This is a genomic window from Methylobacterium tardum, from assembly GCF_023546765.1.
In the GTDB taxonomy this organism is placed as follows: Bacteria; Pseudomonadota; Alphaproteobacteria; order Rhizobiales; family Beijerinckiaceae; genus Methylobacterium; species Methylobacterium tardum.
Window position 1 is genome coordinate 3,629,705 of sequence record NZ_CP097484.1, and the last position, 21,669, is coordinate 3,651,373.

Sequence of the window (21,669 nt, forward strand, 5' to 3'; positions counted from 1 at the left end):
CCTCATGGCCGAAGCCGTCAGGACCTTCTACCGCCAGGAGGAAGGGCCGACGATCCGCCTGCTCCACGAGTACGTGGCGGGGCGCGTCCAGCAGCACAACCGGGAGACCGGCGACAGGCTCACGCCGCTCACGGAGACGGCGCTCCACCGTTTCGTCACGGGGCGCTTCGGCGCCCGCGAGCTCGCCGAGGCCCGGCTCAAGCCGCGCAAGGCGGCGATGCGCTTCGACGCCAAGCGGCGCCGGGCCTCGCCAAAGAAGGCGTGCGAGGTCATCGAGATCGATCACGTCCTCCTGGACGTGACGGTCGTGCGCGACCGCGGCGGCGAACCGCTTGAGACCGAGGAGGGCTCCCATCGGCGAAAGCGCGGCATCGCCGGGCGGCCCTGGCTGACGCTCGCCATCTGCACGGCGACGCGATGCGTGGTGGGATGGTCGATCTCGCTGGATCCCCCCTCGTACGTGTCGGTGATGCTGTGCCTGCGCAGCATGCTCTCGGCGAAGGCAGACGTGAGCGTGAACGGGCGCGCGGTCGTGAATCCGGTCTTCGGGATGCCGAAGGTCCTGAGGCTCGACAACGGCAAGGAGTTCCACAGCCTCGCCCTGAAGGCCGCGGCGGCCAAGCTCGGCTTCGAGCTGCTCTACTGCCCGCGGCGGGCGCCCTGGGAGAAGGGGCGCGTCGAGCGCTTCTTCGGCGAGGTCCAGCGCAACTTCGCAACGATGCCCGGCCGAACGTTCGGAAGCCCGGAGCGGCGCGGCGACTACCGCCCGCACGACCGCGCCCGCATGACCATGGGCGAGATCAGGGTGCTGTTCGCGATCTGGGTGGCGGCCTACTACCATCAGAAGAACCACCGCGGGCTGTTCCACAGGACGCCGATGGAGGTCTGGCAGGAGATGTCGCCCCTCGGGGTGGACATGCCGCCCAGCGCGCGCGACGTCGTGGTGGCTACCGCCCTGCCGCTGCTGAAGCCGATCCAGGACACCGGCATCGAGTACCTCGAACTGCACTGGGACTGCGCCGAGCTGGAGCGCCTGCGGGAGCTCCACGGACGCAAGCGGAAGTGGCGGTGCGCGCTCGACCCGCTCGACCTGACGACGATGACCGTCTGGGACGACACGGTCGAGCCCAACGTGGAGATCCGGGCGACCTGCCAGGAGCCGGACCTGATCGAGGGCCTCGACCTCGACATGTGGAAGCGGCTCAGGAACCGGTCGAAGGAGCGTACGCCCGAATCCGAGCGGGTCCGTCGGGAGACGCTGGCGGACGCGCGCGTGGAGATGTTCGAGCGGGCCAGCCGGGACGACCGCGCCGGGAAGCCCCTGGGCAGGGGGAAGCAGAAGTTCGCCGACGCCGCCCGGCCGGCCCGTGCCGTCGCGGCCCTGCCGACGCCCGAGGCGGCCGAGGCACCGTCCGCCGCGGCGACGCATTCCCCCGCCGAGGCTGCCGGCGCGCCGGCCCGCCGCGGCTCCGTGGCCACCCGCTCGCAATACTACGACTGAGGACGACACCCATGACACACGCCATGACGCCCGACGCCCACGCCTCCCGCGAGCCGGTCCCCGGATCCGCGCCCCCCTCCGGCGCGGCCGCGCCCGGCGGCCCCGCGGGGGGCGGCAGGACGAACTGGGACGCGCCGCACAACGCCGCCCGGCTCGACGCCTTCGTCCTGGCCATGCGGGAACGCATCCACGTCCCCACCGTGGCGTACGGGGAGGCCCAGCGGGAGATGCGCCTGCTGCGCGACCGCGCGCGCCGGCGGGAGCGGGGCAACGTCCTGGTGATCGGCGGCGAGGCCGGGGCGGGCAAGAGCTGGGTCCTCGACCGCGAGCTGACGGCGGTCGACTTCCCCGACGTCAAGACGAGCTGGGCGGACCCCCTGCCGGTCCTGCGCCTGGACGCGCCCTCGCCCGGCCGCATGAAGGCGCTCCTGGTCAAGATGCTGTCGCAGGTGGCCGGGTACGAGGCGAGCGACCGGCCGTCCGAGCCGATGCTGATGCGGCAGTTCGTCAAGGTCGCGCAGGCGCGCGGGGTGCGGGTGGTCAAGATCGACGAGTTCCAGCACATCGTGAACCTGGCGCGCACGGACAGGCACGAGCGCACCGTGTCCGAGACCCTCAAGACGCTCCTGAACGAGACCGACATCCAGCTCGTGCTGGCGGGCGAGCCGTCCGTCATGACCTTCTTCGATCGCTGGAAGCAATTCGAGCGCCGCGGCGCGAAGCTGCCGATGACGCCGTTCGCCGGCGAGGCCGCCCGGGAGGAGTTCGCCGACTTCCTCAATCATTACGACGACCAACTCGTGGCCCTGCATTTCCGGGCAAGAAGCGGCTTCGCCGAGAAGGTCGACCGCTTCCGGCTGGCGACGGACGGCTATGTCGGCCTCGCGTCCAAGCTCATCCACCTCGCCGCGGAGATGTCGTTCAAGGCCGGTCACAACTGCGTCGACGACACCCTCGCCGTGGCCTACGAGCGCTGGCGTCGCCGCGGCGACGGCGCCAACCCGTTCCTCATGAAACCCGACGCGGTGTGCAGGGCGCTCCGGCGCCCGGCGACGCCGGCAGGGGGCGACCTGACCCGCCTGCGCGGGACCGGCGGCGTCCCGGAGCCGAGCTATGGCAAGTAGGCCCGAGCCGGCGGCCCGCCTGCCGCTGCACCTGGCGCCGGGCAGCGGCGAGCCGGCCTACGCCCTGCTCGAACGCCTCTCGCGGCGGTACGGGGCCGGGAGCCCGGCGGCGTTCGCGGCCGCCAACGGCCTGGACTGGAGGTCGGTCGTGGCGGGGCGCGACACGGACCGGGTCGCCGCGCTGGCCGGCGTCGACGCCGGCGCCCTGCGGGCCGCCACCTTCGTGGTCGAGGGCGCGACGGTCCGGCTCGGCGACGAGATCGTCGCGCGGGCCGATTGGTCGCCCCCGGCCCGGCGACGCTGCCGCGCGTGCGAGGCGGAGGACGCGGCACGGCTCGACGCGCCGCCCCCCGGGCGTTCCGCCGGGCCTGGTGGGACGTCCGCTCCCTCCGGCGCTGCCCCCGGCACGGGACCGACCTCGCCGCGGCGGCGGCGGGGGACGCCGGCATGCCGGATCCCGCCACCACACCCTGCGAGGCCGGATTCCCCGGCGAGACCTACGTCCTCGGACGCCTCGGCTTCGGGGGACGGCGCCGGGTCCCGCTGCTCGACGCGCTGTCGCTGGCCGCCGCCATCCCCCTCGCCGAGCGCGTCGGCGCGATGCGCCTCCACGGACGCCGCGCGCGGAGCGACGCCGGGGCTGGTGGACGCCGGCCCGCTGCTGTCCGCCGGCATGGCGGCGTTCGAGGGCGGCCCCTCGCCGTTCCGCTCTTTCCTCGACGGCTTGGTGGCGACGGCCCGGCCGGACCGCGACGAGTTGACCCCCGGCGTGGCCTACGGCCGGCTCTACGGCTGGCTCGTGCACGACGAGCGGGACCCGGCCTACGGGCCGGTCCGCGAGGCGCTCCGCGCGCACGCCATCGCGTCCCTGCCCCTTCAACCGGGCAGGGACCTGCTCGGCCGGCCCGTCACGGAGCCGGTCCTCGGGACGGTCGCCCGTCTCAGCAGGGTTACCGGCCTGGAGAAGGCGACCGTCGAGCGTCTGCTCGCGTCTCTCGGGGCGGTCCCGGCGCCGGGGCCGAGCCCGATACCGCTCTACGCCGCCGCGGACTGCGCCCGTCTGGCCGACCTCGCCGCCGCGACGTGCTGGTCGGCCGAGGCGCGGCGGGCGCTCGGCCTGACCAACGAAGGGATGGCCTCGGTCGTGTCCGCCGGCTGCCTGGTCCCTGTCCTGCCCCGGCACGGGCGCGAGGTCCGCGAGGACCGGTTCGACCGGGCCGCCGTGGAGCGGCTCGCCGTCGGGGTGTTCACGGGGGTGCCGCGCCTGCGCGACGTGCCCGCGGGCTGCGCCCCGCTGCCGGAGGCCGCGCGGCGCGGCATGTCGCCGATCGGCTCGATCGTGCGGGCGGTCCTGGACGGCCGCCTTGCCCCCCGGGGACGGGTGCGCGGCCGGGCCGGGCTCCCCGGCCTGGTCCTCCGGGTCGCCGACGTCGCGGCGCTGCAACGGGCGCCCAGCGACGACGTCCCCTGGACGGAGGTCGTGGCCCGGGTCGGCGACCGCGGGCTCGCGAGGTCCCTGGTCGCGTCGGGCCGGCTCGGGCTGCGCCGCGCGCCCTGCGGCTTCCGGAACCGGCACCGGCGCGAGGTGGCGCGCGCGGACTGGGCGCAGTTCCGGCAGGGCTTCGTGTCCGCCGGCGAGCTGGCGCGCGCCGAGGGGACGTCTGCGGCGGCGATGGCGCGGAGGCTGTCGCGGTCCGGGATCGGGCCGGCCTTCGGGTCCGGGTCGCCCGGCGGCCCGACGTTCTATCGCAGGGAGGACGTCGGAACCCTCCCGCGCGCGACGCCGGCCACACGGCGGAGACGGCCGCCGCGACCCGGGCCTGGAGTGGGCTCCCGACCGGTCGTGCGCCCGTCCGCCGGGGCCGTGGCCGACCGGTTGCCAGGAACCCGCCGCCGCGCAGCGCCATAGGGCGCCGCGGAACGGCGCGAGGCCCCGGCCCAGCGTCCGGCATCGATCCGAGCCCGCCGTCGGGGCCGCCGGCCGACCCCGGCGCCGTTCGACCGCGGCGCCGACGACCGGCAGCGTGGAAGCGGCTCAGCCGATGGTGTTCGCCGGAGGTTGCGGACTGTCATGGGCGCAGCGACGCGCGATCCGAGCCGTCGACCGGCCCGCGCCCGGATTCCCCCGAGGAACCCGCAAAGCCTTGTCCGCGGGCCCCTCGCTCGACCGGACGCGGGTCGGTGGACAGGTTCGCCGAGCCCCGGGGGCTCATGGCGGATCGTCGACGGCTCGCTGGCGGTGACATCGGCATTCCACCGTCGACCCCTCGTTCAGGGTGTCCGTCCTTGAACCGAAGGGACCTCTCGCTGACCGTCGCAGCCGCAGCCGGCTCGGGCCTGCCGAGGCGGATGCGCACGCATCGGAGAGCTGCCAGCCGTTCGGACGTCGGGCACGCAGGCGGCCGCTCCAGATGGGGCCGGGGCCCCGAACGTTGCGGCACTCCCCACCCATCGACGCGACGCAGGATGTGGACGTGCCGCCAAGCCGAACGACCGGGCCATGCCACAGACGCACGCTGGGATTGTTGCGCTGCACGAAACTCCATCCGGCGTGGTGCGGTTTGAGAACCTTGTCGGGGCGGCAGGCTTCGGCCATCGCCCGTAGGTCCCCACCGCACATGACGACCGAGCCGAAGTCGAGGTGGCGCCCCACCACTAAACGCCCGACCGGTGGATGCGCGACCAGCACTGGCGTCGCCGAAACGCCGACCGCTCATGGAGCGGACCGAACAGCTCTCGGCCCCGCGTCCCATGCCTCCGTTCGGCGCCGACCAGCGGACGGGGCGGTGGGCTACAGGACCGGCGCCGATCGCCTGCAAGCCATCGCGGATCGGCTGCGCGTCCCGGTCGCGACCTTCTTCGTCGGAACGGTCGGCTCGATCGAGGGCGTATCGCCGGTCCTCGACCTGCTGCGCCATCCGGAGACGGCAAGGCTCGTCAGGGCGTTCGCGGCGATCTCCGACCCGGTGACGCGCCATCGCGTGCTGTCCGCCGTCGAGGCCGCTGCGGCGGGCGCCGAGGCGCCGGATGAGCCGCCGTCCGGGCCGGCGACCGAGGCCGCATGCGACGGTTCGCAGGAGGGCCAGGGGTAGCGGTGGGTCTTCGTGTCCGGTGACCGCATCCAGTCCGCCGCGACGCGGGTTCTGTCCTGGTCGGTCAGTTCAGCGACCGGCCTTGCATCCGCATCCGGGCGGCAAGGGCAAGGCCAACTTCAAGTAGGGCGATCCGCGCGCCCGGCAGCGCTGCCTTCGCCCCGTCGTCCTCCTCGATCAGCGAATGGGTGATGATCAAGTGATCGGCGATAAGGTCGAGGGTGTCGATCGGCATGGTCGCCGGGTGGGGTGGGGGCGGCACGAACCGACCGACGTTGCCATAGGCCGCGATCGTATCGGTGGCCCCCCCGGCCAGTTCGGTGATCGAGCCGAGATAGCCGATGAACGCGCCGTTCTCGATGCCGAACGAGGGCACGCCACCCGCCCCAACCCAGCGCGGGGTATCGTCGGGCTTGAGCAGGCGATACCGGATGCTGAACTCCGCCCCGCTCGCGAGGGCCTCATCGAGAATGCCGGTGGCGGTGCCGCGGTCGTCCGGGTGAACGCGTAGGACCCACCCCCGATCGAGGGCCTCCGTGCTTGGCTGGCCGGTGAGTGCCTCCCACTCAGGGCAGGCGTAGACGCATCGCCCGCGAGCGTCGGTCACGAAGATCATCGTCGCATGGTCCGGCCGTGCTCCCCGCGCGCGATGAACGGACGCGAGCGGTTCTCGACCCCAGGGCGACGCCACGAGCGGTCGGTCCTGACGAATGCTGCGGCTGTGGCACGGACTGCGGACCGACGCGGGCCGCGCGGTCGCCCTCGACGCCCACCGCGAGGTCGCGGACCGGGAAGGCGGCCGAACGGTGAAACCTACCGATCCTACATCGGGACCGCGCAGTCGGGCAGGGCCATCGCCGCCAGGGGAGGCACCGGTAACCTTGGCCTCGCGATCGCGGTTCGGGACTCCCTGAGGTTGGATGGGGGCGATGCACTTCCGGATGCGCCGGTTGAGAAACGAGGCGACCGAGATGGGCTTCCTGGTCCTGGCCTACGGTCCGGAGCGGGTGATGGCGGTCCTTGGCACCGGTCCCCGTCCACGCCGCCCTCCGCGTGTGAGCGCACGCGGCACCGCGCGCGCTGTCACAACTTCGCACCGACACACCGAAACCCGTTTCCACCCGGCCCCCACGCCGAGAAGGACAGCCGCTTATGAGGGGAGCTGCCAGCGCTCTCGGCGGCTCGGTTGGGTCGGAAGCGGGCAGGCCGCCTTTCCCGGGTCGTGGACGCCGACCGGAATCCGGGGGTGATCACACCGGCCTCGGCTACGATCATTGCGCTGCCTGCGAGTGGATGGGGAAGCGCCAGCCGGCGCGAAGGCGAGAATGACCAAGCAGTCGATGATCGGGTTGATCCGCCGACGTTGGACGTCGGAACGACCCTTCGAAGGCCATACGACCGATAGCCTGAACCGCAAGATCGCAAATCCCGCCACACGAAACGACGTTCGAGAGTAGGCCCGGCGTGAGCTGCAGATCCGGCGACAGCTGGAACCCCTCACCTGAGGCTTCTGGCGTGCGATCGCTTCCGAGCAATTCTGATCTGGCGGCTCACCCATCCTCCCAGATCGGGCATACGCGGAACGTTCCCTTTCCGGCCAGGAACCGGGGTCCCTTGAAGTCCGGCCCTGCCTTCGGCGGCGGTCGCCGTGTCCGTGAAAGCGCGCTGCCGCAGCGACACCGGCGCCGCGGCGACCTCGGCGGCGAGGGCCGCACGAGGTTCGGGCGGCGGCGGGACCGGCGTGATGTCGCCGAAGCCGCTCCGGTCATGCTCGTCTGGGACCGGGATCGCGCGCGTCCGCCGCATGATCTGAGGCCACCGATGAGCCGTGTTGAGGATGCCGCGCGCGGTTTCTTGGCACAAGGCAACGGATCGCCGCCGCTGCGGCGCGGCCCATTCCCGGCGCGCGGAAACACGGCATCTGAAACGTCCCGTCGTCGCGGCCCCGGGGCGGGATCCCGTGGACGGACGCATCGTCGTCCCCCCGCTGGTCGTGGACGCTCAAGTCCTTCGCGGGCGAGACTTCGATGCGCGTCATGGGGTTGGATGGCCACTCGGGGGACGTGCCGCCCCTTTCCTGGGACGCCACGCGCGGCTCGGCTCGTCAGGCGACCGAGGGGAATGCGGTCCGAGCCGATCCACGCCGGACCTTCAGCATCTCGTGGGGAGCGGCGAAGCGCCCGACACCCGGGGCCGTGGCCCGGGCCACCGCGCACCCGGCCAAGGCCGGGCGGCACCCGATGGCCGAGTCGGAGTGTGGCTCGGTGGCTTGACCGAACGACGGTCCCGGACGCCACGACGCCGCCAGCCGCAACGGCGGCGCGCTTCCGGCGCGCTTCGGGATGCGAGGACGGAACAGTTGGCCGCCCGCCCATCGGTCCCGCGCAGCACCGCCCGGCCCGCGCAGGGCGGCTGCCGGCCTGGCCACCGGGATGCGCAGCCGTTGCGGCAGACCGCGGTCAGACGCAGATGTCGGGGACGAGCAAGCCTCCCCGCAGCCGGCGGCCCGCCCGGTGGACGGCATGGGGCGCACGGCTTGGGACCGGCGCCCTGGCGTTCCGCCGGCAGCGCCCGGTGCGTGCCGGCCTCAGCCCGGCCCAGCCGTCGGCCACCGGGGATGCAGGTCGCCGATGACGAAGGCGTGGACGTGCCGGCCCCGGCCGGCGCCCGCAAGGTGGGGGTGGTCGGGCGAGAGGTCGGGATGCGCGTGCTCGACGACGTCCGGATCCGAGGCGGGCCACAGCACGGCCGCCGCCGCGACGGCCGCCAGGGTGAGCGCAGCCAGGACCGCGAGCGTGACCGGCAGGCCGGCCTCTGCGCCGAGCCACCCCGCGAGCGGATAGGTGATGAGCCAAGCGACGTGAGACAGGGCGAACTGCGCCGCGAACACCGCGGGCCGATCCTCGGGCGTGGCCGAGCGCCGGAGCAGCCGCCCGGTCGGGGTCTGGGCGGCGGAGTAGCCAGCCCCGAGCACGAGCCAGGTCGTGAGGAGCATCGGCCAGCCGATCACGCCTCCCCAGGTCGTCGCGGCGAAGGCGAGCAGCCCGACGCCGAGGAGACCCGCCGCAAGCAGCATCACGGTCCGGTCCGGCAGCCGGTCGAGCGCCCGCGGCAGGAGCAGGGCCGCAACCATCGAGCCACCGCCGAACAACCCGAGCGCCACGGCGACGTCGTTCTGGGGCCGGTGCAGGATGGCTTGCGCGATCACGACTGTGTTGACGATGACCATCGAGCCGGCCGCCGACACCGCGAGGTTCAGGGCCAGCAACCCGCGCAGGCGGGGCGTGGCGAGGTAGATGCGCAGACCCCTCGTGGTCCGGTCATAGATCCCGCGGCGCTCGGTCGACTTCGGGCTCGGCAGGCTGACTGAGACGACGAGCGCCGCCGAGCACAGGAAGCCCACCACGGTCCCTTCGAACAGCCAGTGGAAGTCGATGACGGTCAGCAGGACCGCAGCGAGCGCCGGGCTGAGCAGGTTCTCCAGGTCGTAGGCCAGCCGTGAGAGGGAGAGCGCCCGGGTGTAGTCGCGCTCTTCCGGAAGGATGTCCGGGATGGTCGCCTGGAAGGTCGGGGTGAAGGCGGCCGAGCAGGACTGAAGCACGAAGACGAGGACGTAGACCTGCCAGACCTGCCGACGAACGGCAGGATCAGGGCGACGGCGGCGCGGACGAGGTCGGTCGAAACCAGGAAGGCGCGACGCGGCAACCGCCCGGTGAATGCGTTCGCCACGGGCGCCACCAGCACGTAGGCGACCATCTTGATGGCGAGCGCCATGCCGAGCACCGCGCCGGCCTCCGGGCCTGCGAGGCGATAGGCCAGCAGCCCGAGTGCGACCGTCAGCAGGCCGGTGCCGATCAGGGCGATGACCTGCGCGGCGTAGAGGTGCCGGTAGGTACGGTCGGCGAGGACGCTCAGCATCGGGCGAGCCTCACAGGTACTTCGCCAGCGCCTTGAACTCGGCGAGCGCGGCCTTGGCTGTCGTGCCGCCGTCCCCGACCCCGTCGCCGATGCAGTGTTCCATGTGGTCCTCGATGAGGACGCGCTTGGCGCTGGCGATGGCGCTTTCGACCGCGTGGAGCTGCTGCGCGAGGTCCACGCAGGCGCGGCCCTCCTCGATCATGGCGATGACGCCGGCGAGGTGGCCGTTGGCGCGCCTCAGGCGCTTGACGATGTCCGGGTGGGAGGCGTGCGCACGTTCCATGTCGACGTGCTATCCCCCCGGATAGGATATGAGAAGGGAAATCGACGTTCCGGCGTCGGCTGGCTCGCTCCGAGAGAGGGGGGTCGGGTGTCCTCGTGGCGGCGTCTCATGGCGGCGGCCCTCGCATTCGCGCCGATGGCCGTCCTGGTCATGCCGACGATGGTCGATGGTCGTCGTGGGGCTACGACGCCTGTCGTGCACGCGTTCGCCGACCACGACCATGGCGCGGGCCGGCATGCCGAGGACGACTTGGCCGACCACGCCCAATCCCGCGCGCAGGACGCGATGCCCGTTCTCGCTCCGGCCGCCGGGGGCGCCGCCTGGACGGCCACGACGTTCCCGGTCGGCGACCGGCCCGTGCATGCCGCTGGCAGGGTCCGGGAGCCGTTCGAGCCACTGAGGGCGTGAGGAAGCCTGTCCGGTACCTGCACTCGAACGGCGGCACCGCGCGCCCACGCCTGCGGCCGACCGCCCATGGCATCGACATGTTCAGGCGTCCCCTCCCCGCGCCGCTGACCATCGCCGACGGCTTCCTGATCGCGACGTGGCGGCTCGGGGCGCAGGATGCCGGCCGCGCCCATCACGGCGAAGACGACCGGCGAGGTCGCCAGCTGCGCATGGGCCGCGGCGACCGGATGGCGAAGGGCGAGGTCGTCACCCCGCTCGACGGCCGCGAGATCACCGAATCGAAGGGCGAGCACCCCGTCGCCAGGGTGTCCGCCGCCCCCCGGAGGCCGGTGTTCGAGCGCGACAAGGTCCTCTGTGCCAAGCGCATCATGTCCGAGCGGCAGTACCTGCGCTCGCAGGCGAGCTACCCGACCTCAAGGTCAGGGAGGACGCCGCCCGGCGCAAGCTCATCTTCCCGGGCCCGGGCACGGCCGAGATCGACGCCTGTCGAACCAGCCGGAGGCACAGTGCGAGCGTCAGGAGATCCGCTCACACATCGCGGGCAAGATCGCCGAGCGCCGCGTCGACCCTGGGGCCGCGGTCGGGCGGGACAACCTGGAGATCGAACTCTACTCGGTCGCCGACCTGTCGAAGGTCCGTGTCGGCCCCGCGGTGCGCGCAGGCGGCATGCCCCTGGTCGGCGAGCGTCCGGCGGTCACGGTCCGCGGCGAGGCGGCGAGGCGGCGAGCGGGCGCAACGTCTTCAACGTCGCCGCTCGGTTCTGGGATGTCGTTCCGAAGCCGGCCGGCCGGGGCTGGTGCGAGCTGTCGCCCGCGATGCCGGTCCGCCGCGGCCCCGAACAGGAGTCGTCATTGGCCCGGCCCGCCAGGGGGCGCCAACGCCAGGGCGCGCGCGAGGGCCAGGACCTCCTGGCGGTCCGCCCGGTGGCGCAGGCCCTGCCACGCCTGCAACATCGCGGCCGTCTCGGCGTGCTCTGCCAGCGCCGCCGAGCCATCGCGGAAGGCCGCCTCGGGGACGCCGAGCGCTGCGGCCACGCCCGCCAGGAGCACGGCCGTGGCGGGCCGGGCCGGCCGCGCGGGCTCCCCGGGCCCACCATCGACGCGGCTGCCGGAACGGCGCCGCCGAGAACGTCGGTCCCTCGAACCCATCGATATCCTCATGGCACTTCCGAGGGCCGTCCCCCGAGACATCCCCCGATCGGACCGAGGTCCGCCCGGCGGGGCGGGAAGGCGGTCGCGCGGCGATCTTCGCCGTTCCGGGAGCCGCGGGCCGGCCGCACCGGGCCCCCGGCGTCAGGGATCCTTTCGGTCGAAGGTCCGGCGCAGGTCCCGCGCGAACGCCTTCGCGAGCTCCGGCGCCTCGGCCACCACCTCCTCGTAGAACCTCGTCCCGACCGGGCTCTCCTGGGTGTAGTCGGGGGGCAGGTCGCCGATCGTGCTGGCGATCTCGCGGAAGACCACTTCCCGCTCGTGAGGCGGCAATTTTTGCATGACGAGATGCATCATCGCTATCGTGGATGTCCGCAATACCGCGATCATCGCCGTGGTGGTCACCGCGAAGTGATGCGTCTGCTCGCTGTTCATGATCTATCGCCTCGCATCGCCCCCGAAACCTCCCGTGCGCCCGCGCGCGATTGACAAAGGCCGGCCTCGCCGGAGCACATCCCGATCCACGACGGGCACCTCAATGAAACCTGCCCTTCATGGCCATGATCAGAAGCAGCGCGACAGCGATCCCCATCGAGTAGACCACCATCGCCCGGTTGGCGGCCTTGCGGACGTAGGGCCTGACGCGTCGCCTGCCGCGTGGCCTCGACGTCCAGTCGGGTTGGAGCCGCTCCGATTTCTTGCTCATGTCCGACGCCCCCGGTCACACCGGCAGGTGCGCGCCCTCGGCCGCGAGCGCCTCGTCCTCGACCTGGACCGTGACGTGCTCGATGCCGTGCCGCTCCTTCATCAGCCCGCGGACGGCCCGGATGACGGCGGGACCGCCGGCGGGGTCGCCGACCACCACGTGGCCGCTCATCGCGTCGAACCCGGAGGTGAGCGTCCACGCGTGCAGGTCGTAGGCGCGCCGGACGCCCGGCATCGCCTCGATCTCGGCCTTCAGGGCCGCGAGGTCGACGCCCGGGGGCGTCCCCTCCAGCAGGATGTGCAGGGCCTCGCTCAGCAGGCGCCACGTCCGCGGGACGATGAACAGCCCGATGCCGGCCCCGACCAGCGGGTCCACCCAGCGAACGCCGGTCCACATCACCACGAGCGCCGCGACGATGACGCCGAGCGAGCCCAGCATGTCGGAGAAGACCTCGAAGTAGGCACCCTTGACGTTGAGGCTCTCGGACGATCCGCCCGACAGAAGTCGCATGCTGGCGAGGTTGACGCCGAGGCCGACGAGCGCCACCAGCATCATCGGCCAGCCGAGGATCTCGGTCGGCTCGACGAAGCGGCGGTAGGCCTCGAAGAGGATGTAGACGGTCACCCCGAGCAGCACGACGGCGTTCGCGAGCGCCGCCAGGATCTCGAAGCGCATGTAGCCGAAGCTCTTGCCCGGCGTCGGGGCCTTGCCCGCGTAGTGGATGGCGAGCAGCGACAGGGCGAGACCGCCCGCGTCGGTGACCATGTGCGCGGCGTCCGCGAGCAACGCCAGGCTGCCGGTGAGCAGGCCGCCCACCACCTCGGCGAACATGTACGTGAGGGTCAGCGCCAATGCCCAGGCGAGGCGCCCCTTGTTCCGGGCGGCCGCCGAGCCGGAGGGGATGCCACCGCCGTGCGAGTGCCCATGGCCGCCGCCGTGCGCGTGTCCGTGTCCCATGCCTACCTTCCGGATGTGCTGCGTTGCGAGGGGGCGGCCTCACGGACCGTCCGTCCCGATGAGGTCGGCGACGTGCGCGCCGGCCGGATGCCCGGTCGCGGCGCGATGGGCCTGCGAGCAGGCCGCGTAGCCCGGGCCGAAGGCGGCCATCACGAGCTGGCGCCGCCCGTCGGCGGTCCCGCGGCTGGCAAGGAGCGCACGGCCGCCGGGCCAGACCTCGGAACCTGCCGACGGGCCGGGCCCGGGCTCGCCGTAGCGGCGCACGCCCTCGTCGTGGATGGTCCTGCGCGAACGCTCCAGCGCCTCCCCGGACAGGGGCACGCCGACCCAGACCATCTCCTGGAGTCCCTCGTCCCGGCAGACCACCAGGACCACCTCCGCGGTCTCCGATCCGGTGGCCGGCCCCCACCCGCTGGGATAGTAAAGGCCGGTCAGGTTCGCCTCGCGGTCGACCTTGAGCGGCCGCGGCACGGTGGCGACCGGGCCCCAGGCGAGACCGAACGGGGCCTCGCGGCCGGGGGCCTCCTCCGCCCGCGCCGCGTGCGACAGGTTCAGGACGCACAGCGCGGTGGCCGTCGCGAGTCCGGCGATTTCCCGCATCGCGCCTACTCCGCCGCCTTGAGGTGCCGGGGGGCCGCCTCGCCCGGCCGCTGGGCCGCCTTCGCGGGCTCGACCTTGCCGAAGCGCGCATAGAGGGCCGGCAGCACCACCAGGGTCAGTAGGGTGGCGCTGATCAGGCCGCCGATGACCACGGTGGCGAGCGGCCGCTGGATCTCGGCGCCGGTCTCGGTGGCGATGGCCATGGGCACGAAGCCGAGCGACGCGACGAGGGCGGTCATCGCCACCGGCCGCAGCCGGGTCATGGCGCCCTCCAGGATCGCCTCCCGCTTCGGCCGGCCCTCGGCTACGAGCTGCTTGATGAAGGTCAGCATCACGAGGCCGTTCAGCACCGCCACGCCCGAGAGCGCGATGAACCCGACCGCCGCCGGCACCGAGACGGGCATCCCGCGCAGCCACAGGGCCACGATGCCACCGGTCAGCGCCAGCGGCACGGCGCTGAACACGAGGAGCGCGTCGCGCGGGCTGCCCAGCGCCGAGTAGAGCAGCAGGAAGATCAGGAAGAAGCACACCGGCACCACGACGGCGAGCCGCTTCTTGGCCGAGGCGAGGTTCTCGAACTGCCCGCCCCAGGTCACGTAGTAGCCGGGCGGCAGCTGCACCTCGCTCCCGACCTTCACCTGGGCCTCCGCCACGAGCGAGCCGATGTCGCGCCCGCGGACGTTGGCGGTGACGACGACCCGGCGCTTGCCGTTCTCGCGCGAGATCTGGTTCGGCCCCTCCGCGACGGAGAAGCTGGCGACCTGCTTGAGCAGGACCGAGGTCGCCCGGCCGTTCAGGCCGGGCGGCAGCGGCACCGGGATGTTCTCCAGGGCTTCCCGGTCCTCGCGCACCGTGTCGGTGAGGCGCACCACGATGGGGAAGCGCCGGTCGCCCTCGAACACGACCCCGGCGTCCCGGCCGCCGATCGCCGCGCCGATGACGTCCTGGATCGCCCCGGTACTGAGGCCGTAGCGGGCCGCCTCGGCCTTGTTGATCTTGATCTCCAGGAACGGCAGGCCCGCCGTCTGCTCGACCTTAACGTCCTCGGCGCCCTCGATGCCCCTGAGGATGGCCGCGACCTGGTTGGCGACCTTGAGCATCGGCTCGAACTCCTCGCCGAACACCTTCACGGCGAGGTCGCCGCGGCTGCCGGCGAGCAGCTCGTTGAACCGCAGCTGGATCGGCTGGGAGAACTCGTAGACGTTGCCGGCGAGTTGCCCGACCGCCTTCTCGATCTGCTCCTGCAGCTCCGCCTTGGGCAGCTCCGGATCCGGCCACTCCTCCTGCGGTTTGAGGATCACGAAGGTGTCGGACGAGTTCGGCGGCATCGGGTCCGAGGCGACCTCGGCGGTGCCGGTCTTCGAGAAGACGTAGGCGACCTGCGGGAACTTCGAGACCACCTGCTCGACCTTGAGCTGCATAGCCTGCGACTGGCTCAGCGAGGTCGAGGGGATGCGGGTCGCGTTGAGCGCGATGCTCTTCTCGTCCAGCGTCGGGATGAACTCGGTGCCGAGCCGGGTGAACAAGGCTCCCGCGACGACGAGCAACAGCAGGGCCCCGCCGACGAACGCGAAGGGCGCCCTGACCGCGGCGCCGAGCACAGGCCGGTAGGCTCCCTTGAGCGCCCGGATGATCAGGTTGTCCTTCTCGGTGACCTTGCCCGTGATGACGATGGCGATCAGCGCCGGCACGAAGGTCAGCGAGAGCACAAAGGCGGCGACCAGCGCGATGATCACGGTCAGCGCCATCGGCTGGAACATCTTCCCCTCGACGCCGGTGAAGGTCAGCAGGGGCACGTAGACCAGGATGATGATCGCCTGCCCGTAGAGGGACGGCTTGATCATCTCCTCGGCCGAGGCCCGCACCGTCTGCAACCGTTCCTCGGTGTCGAGGGTCCGGCCCAGCGCATGCTGTTTCTCGGCGAGGTGGCGCAGGGCGTTCTCGGTGATGATCACCGCCCCGTCGACGATCAGCCCGAAGTCGAGGGCGCCGAGGCTCATCAGGTTGGCCGAGATCTTCGCCTCGACCATGCCGGTCATGGTCATCAGCATGGCGACCGGGATCACCAGCGCCGTGATGATCGCCGCCCGGATGTTGCCGAGCAGCAGGAACAGGATGACGATGACGAGGGTCGCGCCCTCGGACAGGTTCTTGGCCACCGTCTTCACGGTCGCCTCCACCAGGCGGGTCCGGTCGAGGACGGTCTGGACCTCGACGCCGGGCGGCAGGCTCTTGCGGATCTGGTCCATCTTGGCGTCGACGGCGGCCGCGACCGTGCGGCTGTTCTCGCCGATCAGCATCAGCGCGGTGCCGACCACGACCTCCCGCCCGTCCTCGCTGCCCGAGCCGGTGCGCAGGTCGCGGCCGATGCGGACCTCGGCGATGTCCTTGATCCGCACCGGGATGCCGCCGCGGGTCGCGACCACGACGTTGCCGATGTCGTCCATGTTCTCCAGGCGGCCGGCGGCGCGGACGACGTAGCCCTCGCCGTTGTCCTCCAGGTAGCGGGCGCCCTGGTTGGCGTTGTTGGTGTCGAGGGCGCGCCCGACGTCCGCGAAGGACAGGTCCAGGGACGCGAGCTTCGTGGGATTGGGCTGGACGTGGTACTGCTTCTCGAAGCCGCCGATCCCGTCGACCCCGGCAACGCCGGGCACGGTCTTGATCAGCGGCCGGATGATCCAGTCCTGGACCGTGCGCAGGAAGGCGGTCTGCTCCAGCGGGGTCCTGAGGCGCTGGCCCTCGGGGGTCAGGTAGCTGCCGTCCGGCTGCCAGCCGGGCTTCCCGCCCTGCGAGACCTTGCGGTCGCCCGGTTTCGCGTAGTGGATCGACCACATGTAGATCTCGCCGAGGCCCGTCGAGATCGGGCCCATCGCGGGCTCGGCGCCCGGCGGCAGGTCTTTCTTGACCTGGGCAAGGCGCTCGGCGACCTGCTGGCGGGCGAAGTAGATGTCGAGGGTCTCGGCGAAGACCGCGGTGACCTGCGAGAAGCCGTTGCGCGAGAGCGAGCGGGTGTATTCGAGGCCCTTGATGCCGGCGAGCGCCGTCTCGACCGGGTAGGTGACCTGCTTCTCGATGTCGACCGGCGACAGCGACGGCGCCGTCGTGTTGATCTGCACCTGGTTGTTGGTGATGTCGGGCACCGCGTCGATCGGCAGCTTGGTCACCGCGTAGCCGCCGAAGCCGGCGGCGAGCAGGGACAGCAGGAGGATCAGCCAGCGCTGGTGGACGGAGAAGTCGAGGATGCGGGCGATCATGGTCCGTCCCCTCAATGGTCGTGGTCGGCTTCGGACTTGCCGAGCTCGGCTTTCAGCAGGAAGGTGTTGCCGACCGCGAGTTCGTCGCCGGCCTTCAGGCCCGAGGCGACCTCGACGGCGTCGTCGTCGGACCGGCCGAGTTCGACCTCGCGCTTCTCGAACCCCTCCGGCGTCCGCACGAAGACGACGCTCTTGCCCTCGACCGTCTGGACCGCCGCCTTGGGCACGCGGACGGCGACGTCGTCGCGCGAGACGTCCACCTCGGCGGTGACGTAGGTCCCCGGGCGCCAGGACATGTCCTTGTTCGGCAGGGCGACGACGACCCGCGCGGCGCGGGTGTCGGCGTTGAGCAGCGGGCTGACGAAGATGACCTTGCCCCGGGCCTTCCGCTCGCCGTCCCCCTGGTCCGGGGTGACCGTGACCTCCGCGCCCTCCTTCACCTTGGCGAGTTCCGAGGTCGGCACGGAGAGCTCGATCCAGACCGTCGAGAGGTCGGCGACGGTGTACACGTCGGCGGGGTCGCCCTCCTTGCCCACCGCGGTGCCGACGTCGACCTTGCGTTCGACGATCCGGCCCGCGAGCGGCGAACGCAGCTCGTACTGGCGCAGCGTCGAGGCGTTGGGCGTCGCCTCGTCGCGCTTCTGGGCGGCGGCGACCTCCGCGGCGTTCAGGCCGAGCGCAGAGAGCTTCTGCCGGGCGAGGTCGACGCGCAATTGGTTCTCCTGGAACACGGCCTTGGCGTTGTCGTACGCGGCCTGAGACGCCGCCGCGGACGCCAGCAGCTTCTGCTGGCGCTCGAAGTTGATCTTCTGCAGGTCCGACTGCACCATGGCGGTGAGGTACTCGCTCTTGGCGTCGGCGACCTCGCGGCTGTCGAGCACGGCGACGACGTCGCCCTTCCTCACGTCGTCACCCAGGCGTTTGCGCATCTCGGACACCGTGCCGACGACCCGGACCGGGACCCGGGCGATCCGGTCGGTGTCCGGCGTGATGGTGCCCGGCGCGAGGATGTGCCGGGAGATCGTCCCGCCCTCCGCCTTGGCGACCTTGATGTCCTGGTTCTCCACCTGCTCGGCGCTCATCTTGATGTGGCCTTCCTCGCCCTCCGACTCGGAGTGCTCGTGCTCGCCGCGCGCCTGGCCGTCGGCCTTCCCGGCCGAGGGCTTGCCGTGGTCGTGGCCGTCGTCCGCGGTCTCGGCGGGTCCCTTGGCTGGCTCCTTGGCGGGGGCACTTGTAGCCGGCCCTGCGGCGTACGTGACCATCGACGGCGGCACGCCGACCGCGGTCAGGAGGCCGCGGACGAAGCCGGAGACGGCGGGAAGGGTGGCGCCCGCAAAGACGCCGGCGGCCACGAGGACCGCGGTCAGAAAGATGCGCATGATGTTCGCTCGGCCGAGACCGTGCGCCGTCAGGGACGGCGCCGTCGTTGATGCTGGGTGACGTGCGGCGACGCCCCGGAAGCGATCAGCTCCGCGCGGACGCGCCCGTGGCAGCGTCGCCTCAGGCGCGCGGGGGCCTCGGCAGGCGGTCCGGGAAGACCGAGCGGACGGACGCGGCGACCCGCGCGTAACTCAGGCGCGAGGCCATGACAGGCGTGGCCGCAGTCGTGCCATGCGGACTGACGGCGAGGTGACAGCCGCAATGGAGATGGCTGTGCACACCCGGGTCGGCGGCCCTATCCGCAGCCGCCCCCTCGTCGGACGCGACGGCGAGTTCCGTGCGGCCGTGCCCGTGATGCCCCTGGTGGTACGCTAGGTCAGAGGCCATTCCGGCGCTCGGCGCCGCCATGGCGAGCGCCAGGACCAGGGCGAGCGCGCGCGCGGCGGTCGACCACCACCCCATGACCGCCCCGAAGGACCTATGGCTCCGCGCCGCTGGCATCACCGCCCTTATGACCGATTAGAGGATTCGACCGCAAGCCATCGCCATCCAGGTCGCCGGCCGGAGCGAAGGTTGTCCGGGCGCCCCCACGTACCCGCCCCGACTGGCGTCGGGGCGGGCGTTCCACGGCACGCTTGAGGGGCAGACGACGCACCGTGAACCCTTTGTCGCGCGGGCCGGCTCAAGCGAGCGCGTAGCCGATGCTCGCGGCGAGAACCGCGAAGACGACGAGGAGGGGCAGCAGTCGCATGACGGCATCTCCACCCTTCGCCTCCACCGCCCGCGCGGCTGTCACCTCTTGCCGCTGGCGTCCTGGCTGTGCCCGTGGGCGTGGCCGTCGTTGGCGCCGTGCGCCGGCGTGCCGTCGGACCGCCGCTCCTGCGACTCACGGACCCGCGGATCGTCGCGGTGGGCGGGTCCGCCGGAGACGCCGCCGGTGTTCGGGACCGCGCGCTCGGGGTTCGCCGCGTTTCCGTGCCCGTCGATCGCGAGCGCGGGCAGCGCGGCCGCGGCGAGCGTCGCGACGGCGAGGGCGGCGGTGAGCGTCCTCTTCATGGGTCCATCTCCTGTCCGGTCTGCGGTCGGGCCGACCGCTTCGGGACCCGAGATAGACGACCCGTATGTCTGCCGGTCGCCGCGTCGGTGACGAAGTGTGTCCGCTCCGCACACGGGCATCCGGGCCTGTCGCAGCCCGGACGATCGCGTCGACACACTTCGTCACCGTCCGGAAAAGCCGCGACCACGGGGCGGCCTTAACCCTGGCGGCAGCCCGGCGCGACCGAGCGAGGCCGGAACACCCACCCGAAGATCATAGGTGACGAATGGACAAATCCTTCCCGTCGAGCCCAGCGACGCGCGTGCCGCTCGCCATCGCGCTGGCCGCGCTGGCGGGCTCCGCGGACTCGATCGGATTCCTCGAACACTCGCAGCTGTTCATGTCGTTCATGAGCGGGAACACGACCCGCTTCGGGGTCGCGGCCAGCGGTTTCGACTGGCCGGGAGCCATGCGCTTCGGCAGCACCATCTCTCTGTTCTGCTTCGGCGCCTTCGTCGGGACGCTTCTGGCGGCTTGGGCCGGCCGGTGGCGCCTCTCGGTCCTGCTCGGCGTCCAGGCCGTGCTGCTGTCCATCGGCAACCTCCTGCCGGAGGGACCGGAGGCGTTCCCGCTTCACGCGTACCCGGTCGTGCTGGCGTTGGGGATCCTCAACGCGACGCTGCAGGACGAGGGCGGCCGAAGCCTTGCGCTGACCTACGTCACGGGAACGGTCGTGCGCTTCGGGACCGGGCTCGCGAACATGGTCCTGCACGAACCCGCGCCCTCCTTCTGGCTCCAGGCCCCGCTCTGGGGGGCCTGACCGCGGGGGCGGTCGCGGGCGGCTTCCTGCAGAGGCTGCTCGGGCCCGACGCCTTCCTCGTGCCCGCCGCGCTCTCAGCGGCGCTGGCGGCAGCCACGCTGCTACTGACGCTGGCGCTGCCGGGCAGCGCCTACGTGTCCAACGCGCGGTCGGCGCAGCCGGACGCGCACCCCGACGCGCCGGCGACCGCGCGCTGAGGGCCGGCCGGGGGGACGCCGCCCTGACCGCGCCCGCCCGGCCGAGGCAGGCGGATCTCGGCCCGTAGGCCTCCCCCGGGCCGGTTCGCCGGCGGAGGCTGCCACCCTCGGCCTCGACCGCCCGTCGCGCGATGGTCAGTCCCAGGCCGGTCCCGCCCGTGTTCCGGTTTCGCGACGCCTCCAAACGCACGAACGGCTCGAAGGCCCGGGCCACGTCCTCCGACGGGATACCGGGCCCGTCGTCGCCGACGTGCACCACGAGGTCACCGTCTTCGAAGCCCAGGGCGATGCGCACCCGGTCGCCGTAGCGGACGCCGTTGTCGACGAGGTTTTCCAGTGCCCGCCGAAGCGCGACCGGCCTCACTTCCGCCAGCGCCCGTCCGGGGCCGGCATACGCGACATCCCGGCCGGCGTCCGCCGAGGCGTCCGCCACCCCCATCAGGAGGCTCGCGACGTTGACGGCCTGCCGCGCTTCCGGGTCGTCGCCGCCGCGCACGTAAGCCAGGGTCGCCTCGACCATGGCCTGCATCTCGTCGAGGTCCGCCGCCATCGCGCGACGCTCGTCGGCGTCCTCGACCCGGTCGAGGCGCAGGCGGAGCCGGGCGATGGGCGTGCGCAGGTCGTGCGAGACCGCCGCCAGCGCCTGGGTCCGCTCGGCGACGAGACCGTGGATGCGGTCCTGCATGGCGTTCAGCGCGCGCCCGATCCCACGCGTCTCGTCCGGCCCCACCTCCGGCACCGGTACGACCGCCCCGCGGCCGATCCGCCCGGTGGCGCGGGTCAACTCGCGCAGGGGGCCGGCGATGCGGTGAACCACGACCACGGCGGCGACACCGACCAGGATGGCCATCGCCGTCGCCAGGTAGGCCCAGGCCCCCAGGCGGGCGAGGCCCGGCGCGTGGGCCGAGCGGAAGGTCAGGTAGCCGCCGTCAGGCAGCGGGAAGGCGCCGCGCAGGTCCCGCTGGCGCAGCGGCTCGTCCGGCGCGGCCAGGGTCAACGCAAGCTTCGGGCCGAGCACCGGCTCGACCTCCAGGACACGGTCTCGGAGGTCCAGCAGCGCCGGGTCGGTCCCGACGGCCCCGGCTGGCGGCCCACGTTCCCAGCCGATCTCGAAATGCGCCGAAGAGAGCGCCTGCGCCTCGGTCCCGCGATCCTCCGGAGGCCGGCGCAGCACCGCCTCGCGCGCCAAGACGAGTTGGTGGGCGATCTCGGTCGCGAACGCGTCATCGGCGGCGGCCGACGCCG

16 protein-coding genes and 3 pseudogenes are annotated in these 21,669 nt (G+C 72.4%); 6 read left to right on the forward strand and 13 right to left on the reverse strand.

Going from position 1 to position 21,669, the window contains the following annotated elements:
- The first annotated feature begins 4 nt into the window (after positions 1-4).
- The 4 genes from M6G65_RS17380 to M6G65_RS17395 all read left to right on the forward strand — a co-directional run bounded on the left by M6G65_RS17380 (position 5) and on the right by M6G65_RS17395 (position 5,717).
- Complete coding sequence (locus M6G65_RS17380; protein WP_250102627.1) at positions 5-1,501, forward strand: DDE-type integrase/transposase/recombinase; 1,497 nt, start codon at positions 5-7, stop codon at positions 1,499-1,501.
- Between the two features lie 11 nt (positions 1,502-1,512).
- Positions 1,513-2,625, forward strand: a complete 1,113-nt coding sequence (locus tag M6G65_RS17385; protein ID WP_083374423.1) for a TniB family NTP-binding protein — start codon at positions 1,513-1,515, stop codon at positions 2,623-2,625.
- The gene (locus M6G65_RS17390; protein ID WP_250102628.1) at positions 2,615-4,534 is read left to right on the forward strand and encodes a hypothetical protein; all 1,920 of its coding nucleotides are present in this window, start codon (positions 2,615-2,617) and stop codon (positions 4,532-4,534) included. Before M6G65_RS17385 ends, M6G65_RS17390 begins: the two co-directional genes overlap by 11 nt.
- Before the next feature lie 877 nt (positions 4,535-5,411).
- The gene (locus M6G65_RS17395; protein ID WP_024828423.1) at positions 5,412-5,717 is read left to right on the forward strand and encodes a hypothetical protein; all 306 of its coding nucleotides are present in this window, start codon (positions 5,412-5,414) and stop codon (positions 5,715-5,717) included.
- 64 nt (positions 5,718-5,781) lie between these two features.
- Here M6G65_RS17395 and M6G65_RS17400 read toward each other — a convergent pair whose 3' ends face one another.
- From M6G65_RS17400 to M6G65_RS17410, 3 genes and pseudogenes are all read right to left on the reverse strand, one after another.
- Entirely contained in the window at positions 5,782-6,333 is a 552-nt protein-coding gene (locus M6G65_RS17400) for a PAS domain-containing protein (protein ID WP_043075177.1), read from the reverse strand.
- A 1,971-nt stretch (positions 6,334-8,304) separates the two neighbouring features.
- A pseudogene (locus M6G65_RS17405) lies at positions 8,305-9,635 on the reverse strand (MFS transporter).
- A 10-nt stretch (positions 9,636-9,645) separates the two neighbouring features.
- The gene (locus M6G65_RS17410; RefSeq protein WP_024828426.1) at positions 9,646-9,918 is read right to left on the reverse strand and encodes a metal-sensing transcriptional repressor; all 273 of its coding nucleotides are present in this window, start codon (positions 9,916-9,918) and stop codon (positions 9,646-9,648) included.
- A gap of 87 nt (positions 9,919-10,005) precedes the next feature.
- Between M6G65_RS17410 and M6G65_RS17415 the strand changes: the two genes are divergently transcribed.
- A complete protein-coding gene (locus tag M6G65_RS17415) occupies positions 10,006-10,326 on the forward strand; it encodes a hypothetical protein (protein WP_043075179.1) in 321 nt (106 codons plus the stop codon).
- 848 nt (positions 10,327-11,174) lie between these two features.
- Here M6G65_RS17415 and M6G65_RS17420 read toward each other — a convergent pair.
- From M6G65_RS17420 to M6G65_RS17460, 9 genes are all read right to left on the reverse strand, one after another.
- A complete protein-coding gene (locus tag M6G65_RS17420; protein WP_127992114.1) occupies positions 11,175-11,474 on the reverse strand; it encodes a hypothetical protein in 300 nt (99 codons plus the stop codon).
- Positions 11,475-11,618: 144 nt separating this feature from the next.
- Positions 11,619-11,909 carry a hypothetical protein gene (locus M6G65_RS17425; RefSeq protein WP_024828429.1) on the reverse strand — a complete coding sequence of 97 codons (291 nt, stop codon included), beginning with the start codon at positions 11,907-11,909 and terminating at the stop codon, positions 11,619-11,621.
- A gap of 100 nt (positions 11,910-12,009) precedes the next feature.
- A complete protein-coding gene (locus M6G65_RS17430) occupies positions 12,010-12,180 on the reverse strand; it encodes a hypothetical protein (protein ID WP_159392781.1) in 171 nt (56 codons plus the stop codon).
- A 15-nt stretch (positions 12,181-12,195) separates the two neighbouring features.
- Positions 12,196-13,137 (reverse strand): cation diffusion facilitator family transporter, encoded by a 942-nt coding sequence (locus M6G65_RS17435; RefSeq protein ID WP_250102629.1) that lies wholly within the window; start codon positions 13,135-13,137, stop codon positions 12,196-12,198.
- A 39-nt stretch (positions 13,138-13,176) separates the two neighbouring features.
- Positions 13,177-13,737, reverse strand: coding sequence for a threonyl-trna synthetase (locus tag M6G65_RS17440; protein WP_089231486.1), 561 nt, complete (start codon positions 13,735-13,737; stop codon positions 13,177-13,179).
- Positions 13,738-13,742: 5 nt separating this feature from the next.
- Positions 13,743-16,991, reverse strand: a complete 3,249-nt coding sequence (locus M6G65_RS17445; protein WP_250102630.1) for an efflux RND transporter permease subunit — start codon at positions 16,989-16,991, stop codon at positions 13,743-13,745.
- 11 nt (positions 16,992-17,002) lie between these two features.
- A complete protein-coding gene (locus tag M6G65_RS17450; protein WP_071000282.1) occupies positions 17,003-18,370 on the reverse strand; it encodes an efflux RND transporter periplasmic adaptor subunit in 1,368 nt (455 codons plus the stop codon).
- Between the two features lie 121 nt (positions 18,371-18,491).
- Positions 18,492-18,833, reverse strand: a complete 342-nt coding sequence (locus M6G65_RS17455; protein ID WP_238195012.1) for a hypothetical protein — start codon at positions 18,831-18,833, stop codon at positions 18,492-18,494.
- A 330-nt stretch (positions 18,834-19,163) separates the two neighbouring features.
- Positions 19,164-19,427, reverse strand: coding sequence for a hypothetical protein (locus tag M6G65_RS17460; RefSeq protein WP_024828435.1), 264 nt, complete (start codon positions 19,425-19,427; stop codon positions 19,164-19,166).
- Between the two features lie 266 nt (positions 19,428-19,693).
- On the opposite strand from M6G65_RS17460, the pseudogene M6G65_RS17465 reads away from it, so the two are divergent.
- A pseudogene (locus M6G65_RS17465) lies at positions 19,694-20,424 on the forward strand (YoaK family protein).
- 133 nt (positions 20,425-20,557) lie between these two features.
- On the opposite strand, the pseudogene M6G65_RS17470 reads toward M6G65_RS17465, so the two are convergent.
- Positions 20,558-21,274: pseudogene (locus M6G65_RS17470) on the reverse strand (ATP-binding protein); the annotation flags it as partial.
- Positions 21,275-21,669: the final 395 nt, after the last annotated feature.

Excerpts from the sequence above, each read along its gene's own strand:
- M6G65_RS17380 (WP_250102627.1), top strand. The coding sequence starts at position 5 with ATGGCCGAAGCCGTCAGGACCTTCTACCGCCAGGAGGAAGGGCCGACG.
- M6G65_RS17385 (WP_083374423.1), top strand. The coding sequence starts at position 1,513 with ATGACACACGCCATGACGCCCGACGCCCACGCCTCCCGCGAGCCGGTC.
- M6G65_RS17390 (WP_250102628.1), top strand. The coding sequence starts at position 2,615 with ATGGCAAGTAGGCCCGAGCCGGCGGCCCGCCTGCCGCTGCACCTGGCG.
- M6G65_RS17400 (WP_043075177.1), bottom strand. The coding sequence starts at position 6,333 with ATGATCTTCGTGACCGACGCTCGCGGGCGATGCGTCTACGCCTGCCCT.
- M6G65_RS17410 (WP_024828426.1), bottom strand. The coding sequence starts at position 9,918 with ATGGAACGTGCGCACGCCTCCCACCCGGACATCGTCAAGCGCCTGAGG.
- M6G65_RS17420 (WP_127992114.1), bottom strand. The coding sequence starts at position 11,474 with ATGGGTTCGAGGGACCGACGTTCTCGGCGGCGCCGTTCCGGCAGCCGC.
- M6G65_RS17425 (WP_024828429.1), bottom strand. The coding sequence starts at position 11,909 with ATGAACAGCGAGCAGACGCATCACTTCGCGGTGACCACCACGGCGATG.
- M6G65_RS17430 (WP_159392781.1), bottom strand. The coding sequence starts at position 12,180 with ATGAGCAAGAAATCGGAGCGGCTCCAACCCGACTGGACGTCGAGGCCA.
- M6G65_RS17435 (WP_250102629.1), bottom strand. The coding sequence starts at position 13,137 with ATGGGACACGGACACGCGCACGGCGGCGGCCATGGGCACTCGCACGGC.
- M6G65_RS17440 (WP_089231486.1), bottom strand. The coding sequence starts at position 13,737 with ATGCGGGAAATCGCCGGACTCGCGACGGCCACCGCGCTGTGCGTCCTG.
- M6G65_RS17445 (WP_250102630.1), bottom strand. The coding sequence starts at position 16,991 with ATGATCGCCCGCATCCTCGACTTCTCCGTCCACCAGCGCTGGCTGATC.
- M6G65_RS17450 (WP_071000282.1), bottom strand. The coding sequence starts at position 18,370 with ATGCGCATCTTTCTGACCGCGGTCCTCGTGGCCGCCGGCGTCTTTGCG.
- M6G65_RS17455 (WP_238195012.1), bottom strand. The coding sequence starts at position 18,833 with ATGGGGTGGTGGTCGACCGCCGCGCGCGCGCTCGCCCTGGTCCTGGCG.
- M6G65_RS17460 (WP_024828435.1), bottom strand. The coding sequence starts at position 19,427 with ATGAAGAGGACGCTCACCGCCGCCCTCGCCGTCGCGACGCTCGCCGCG.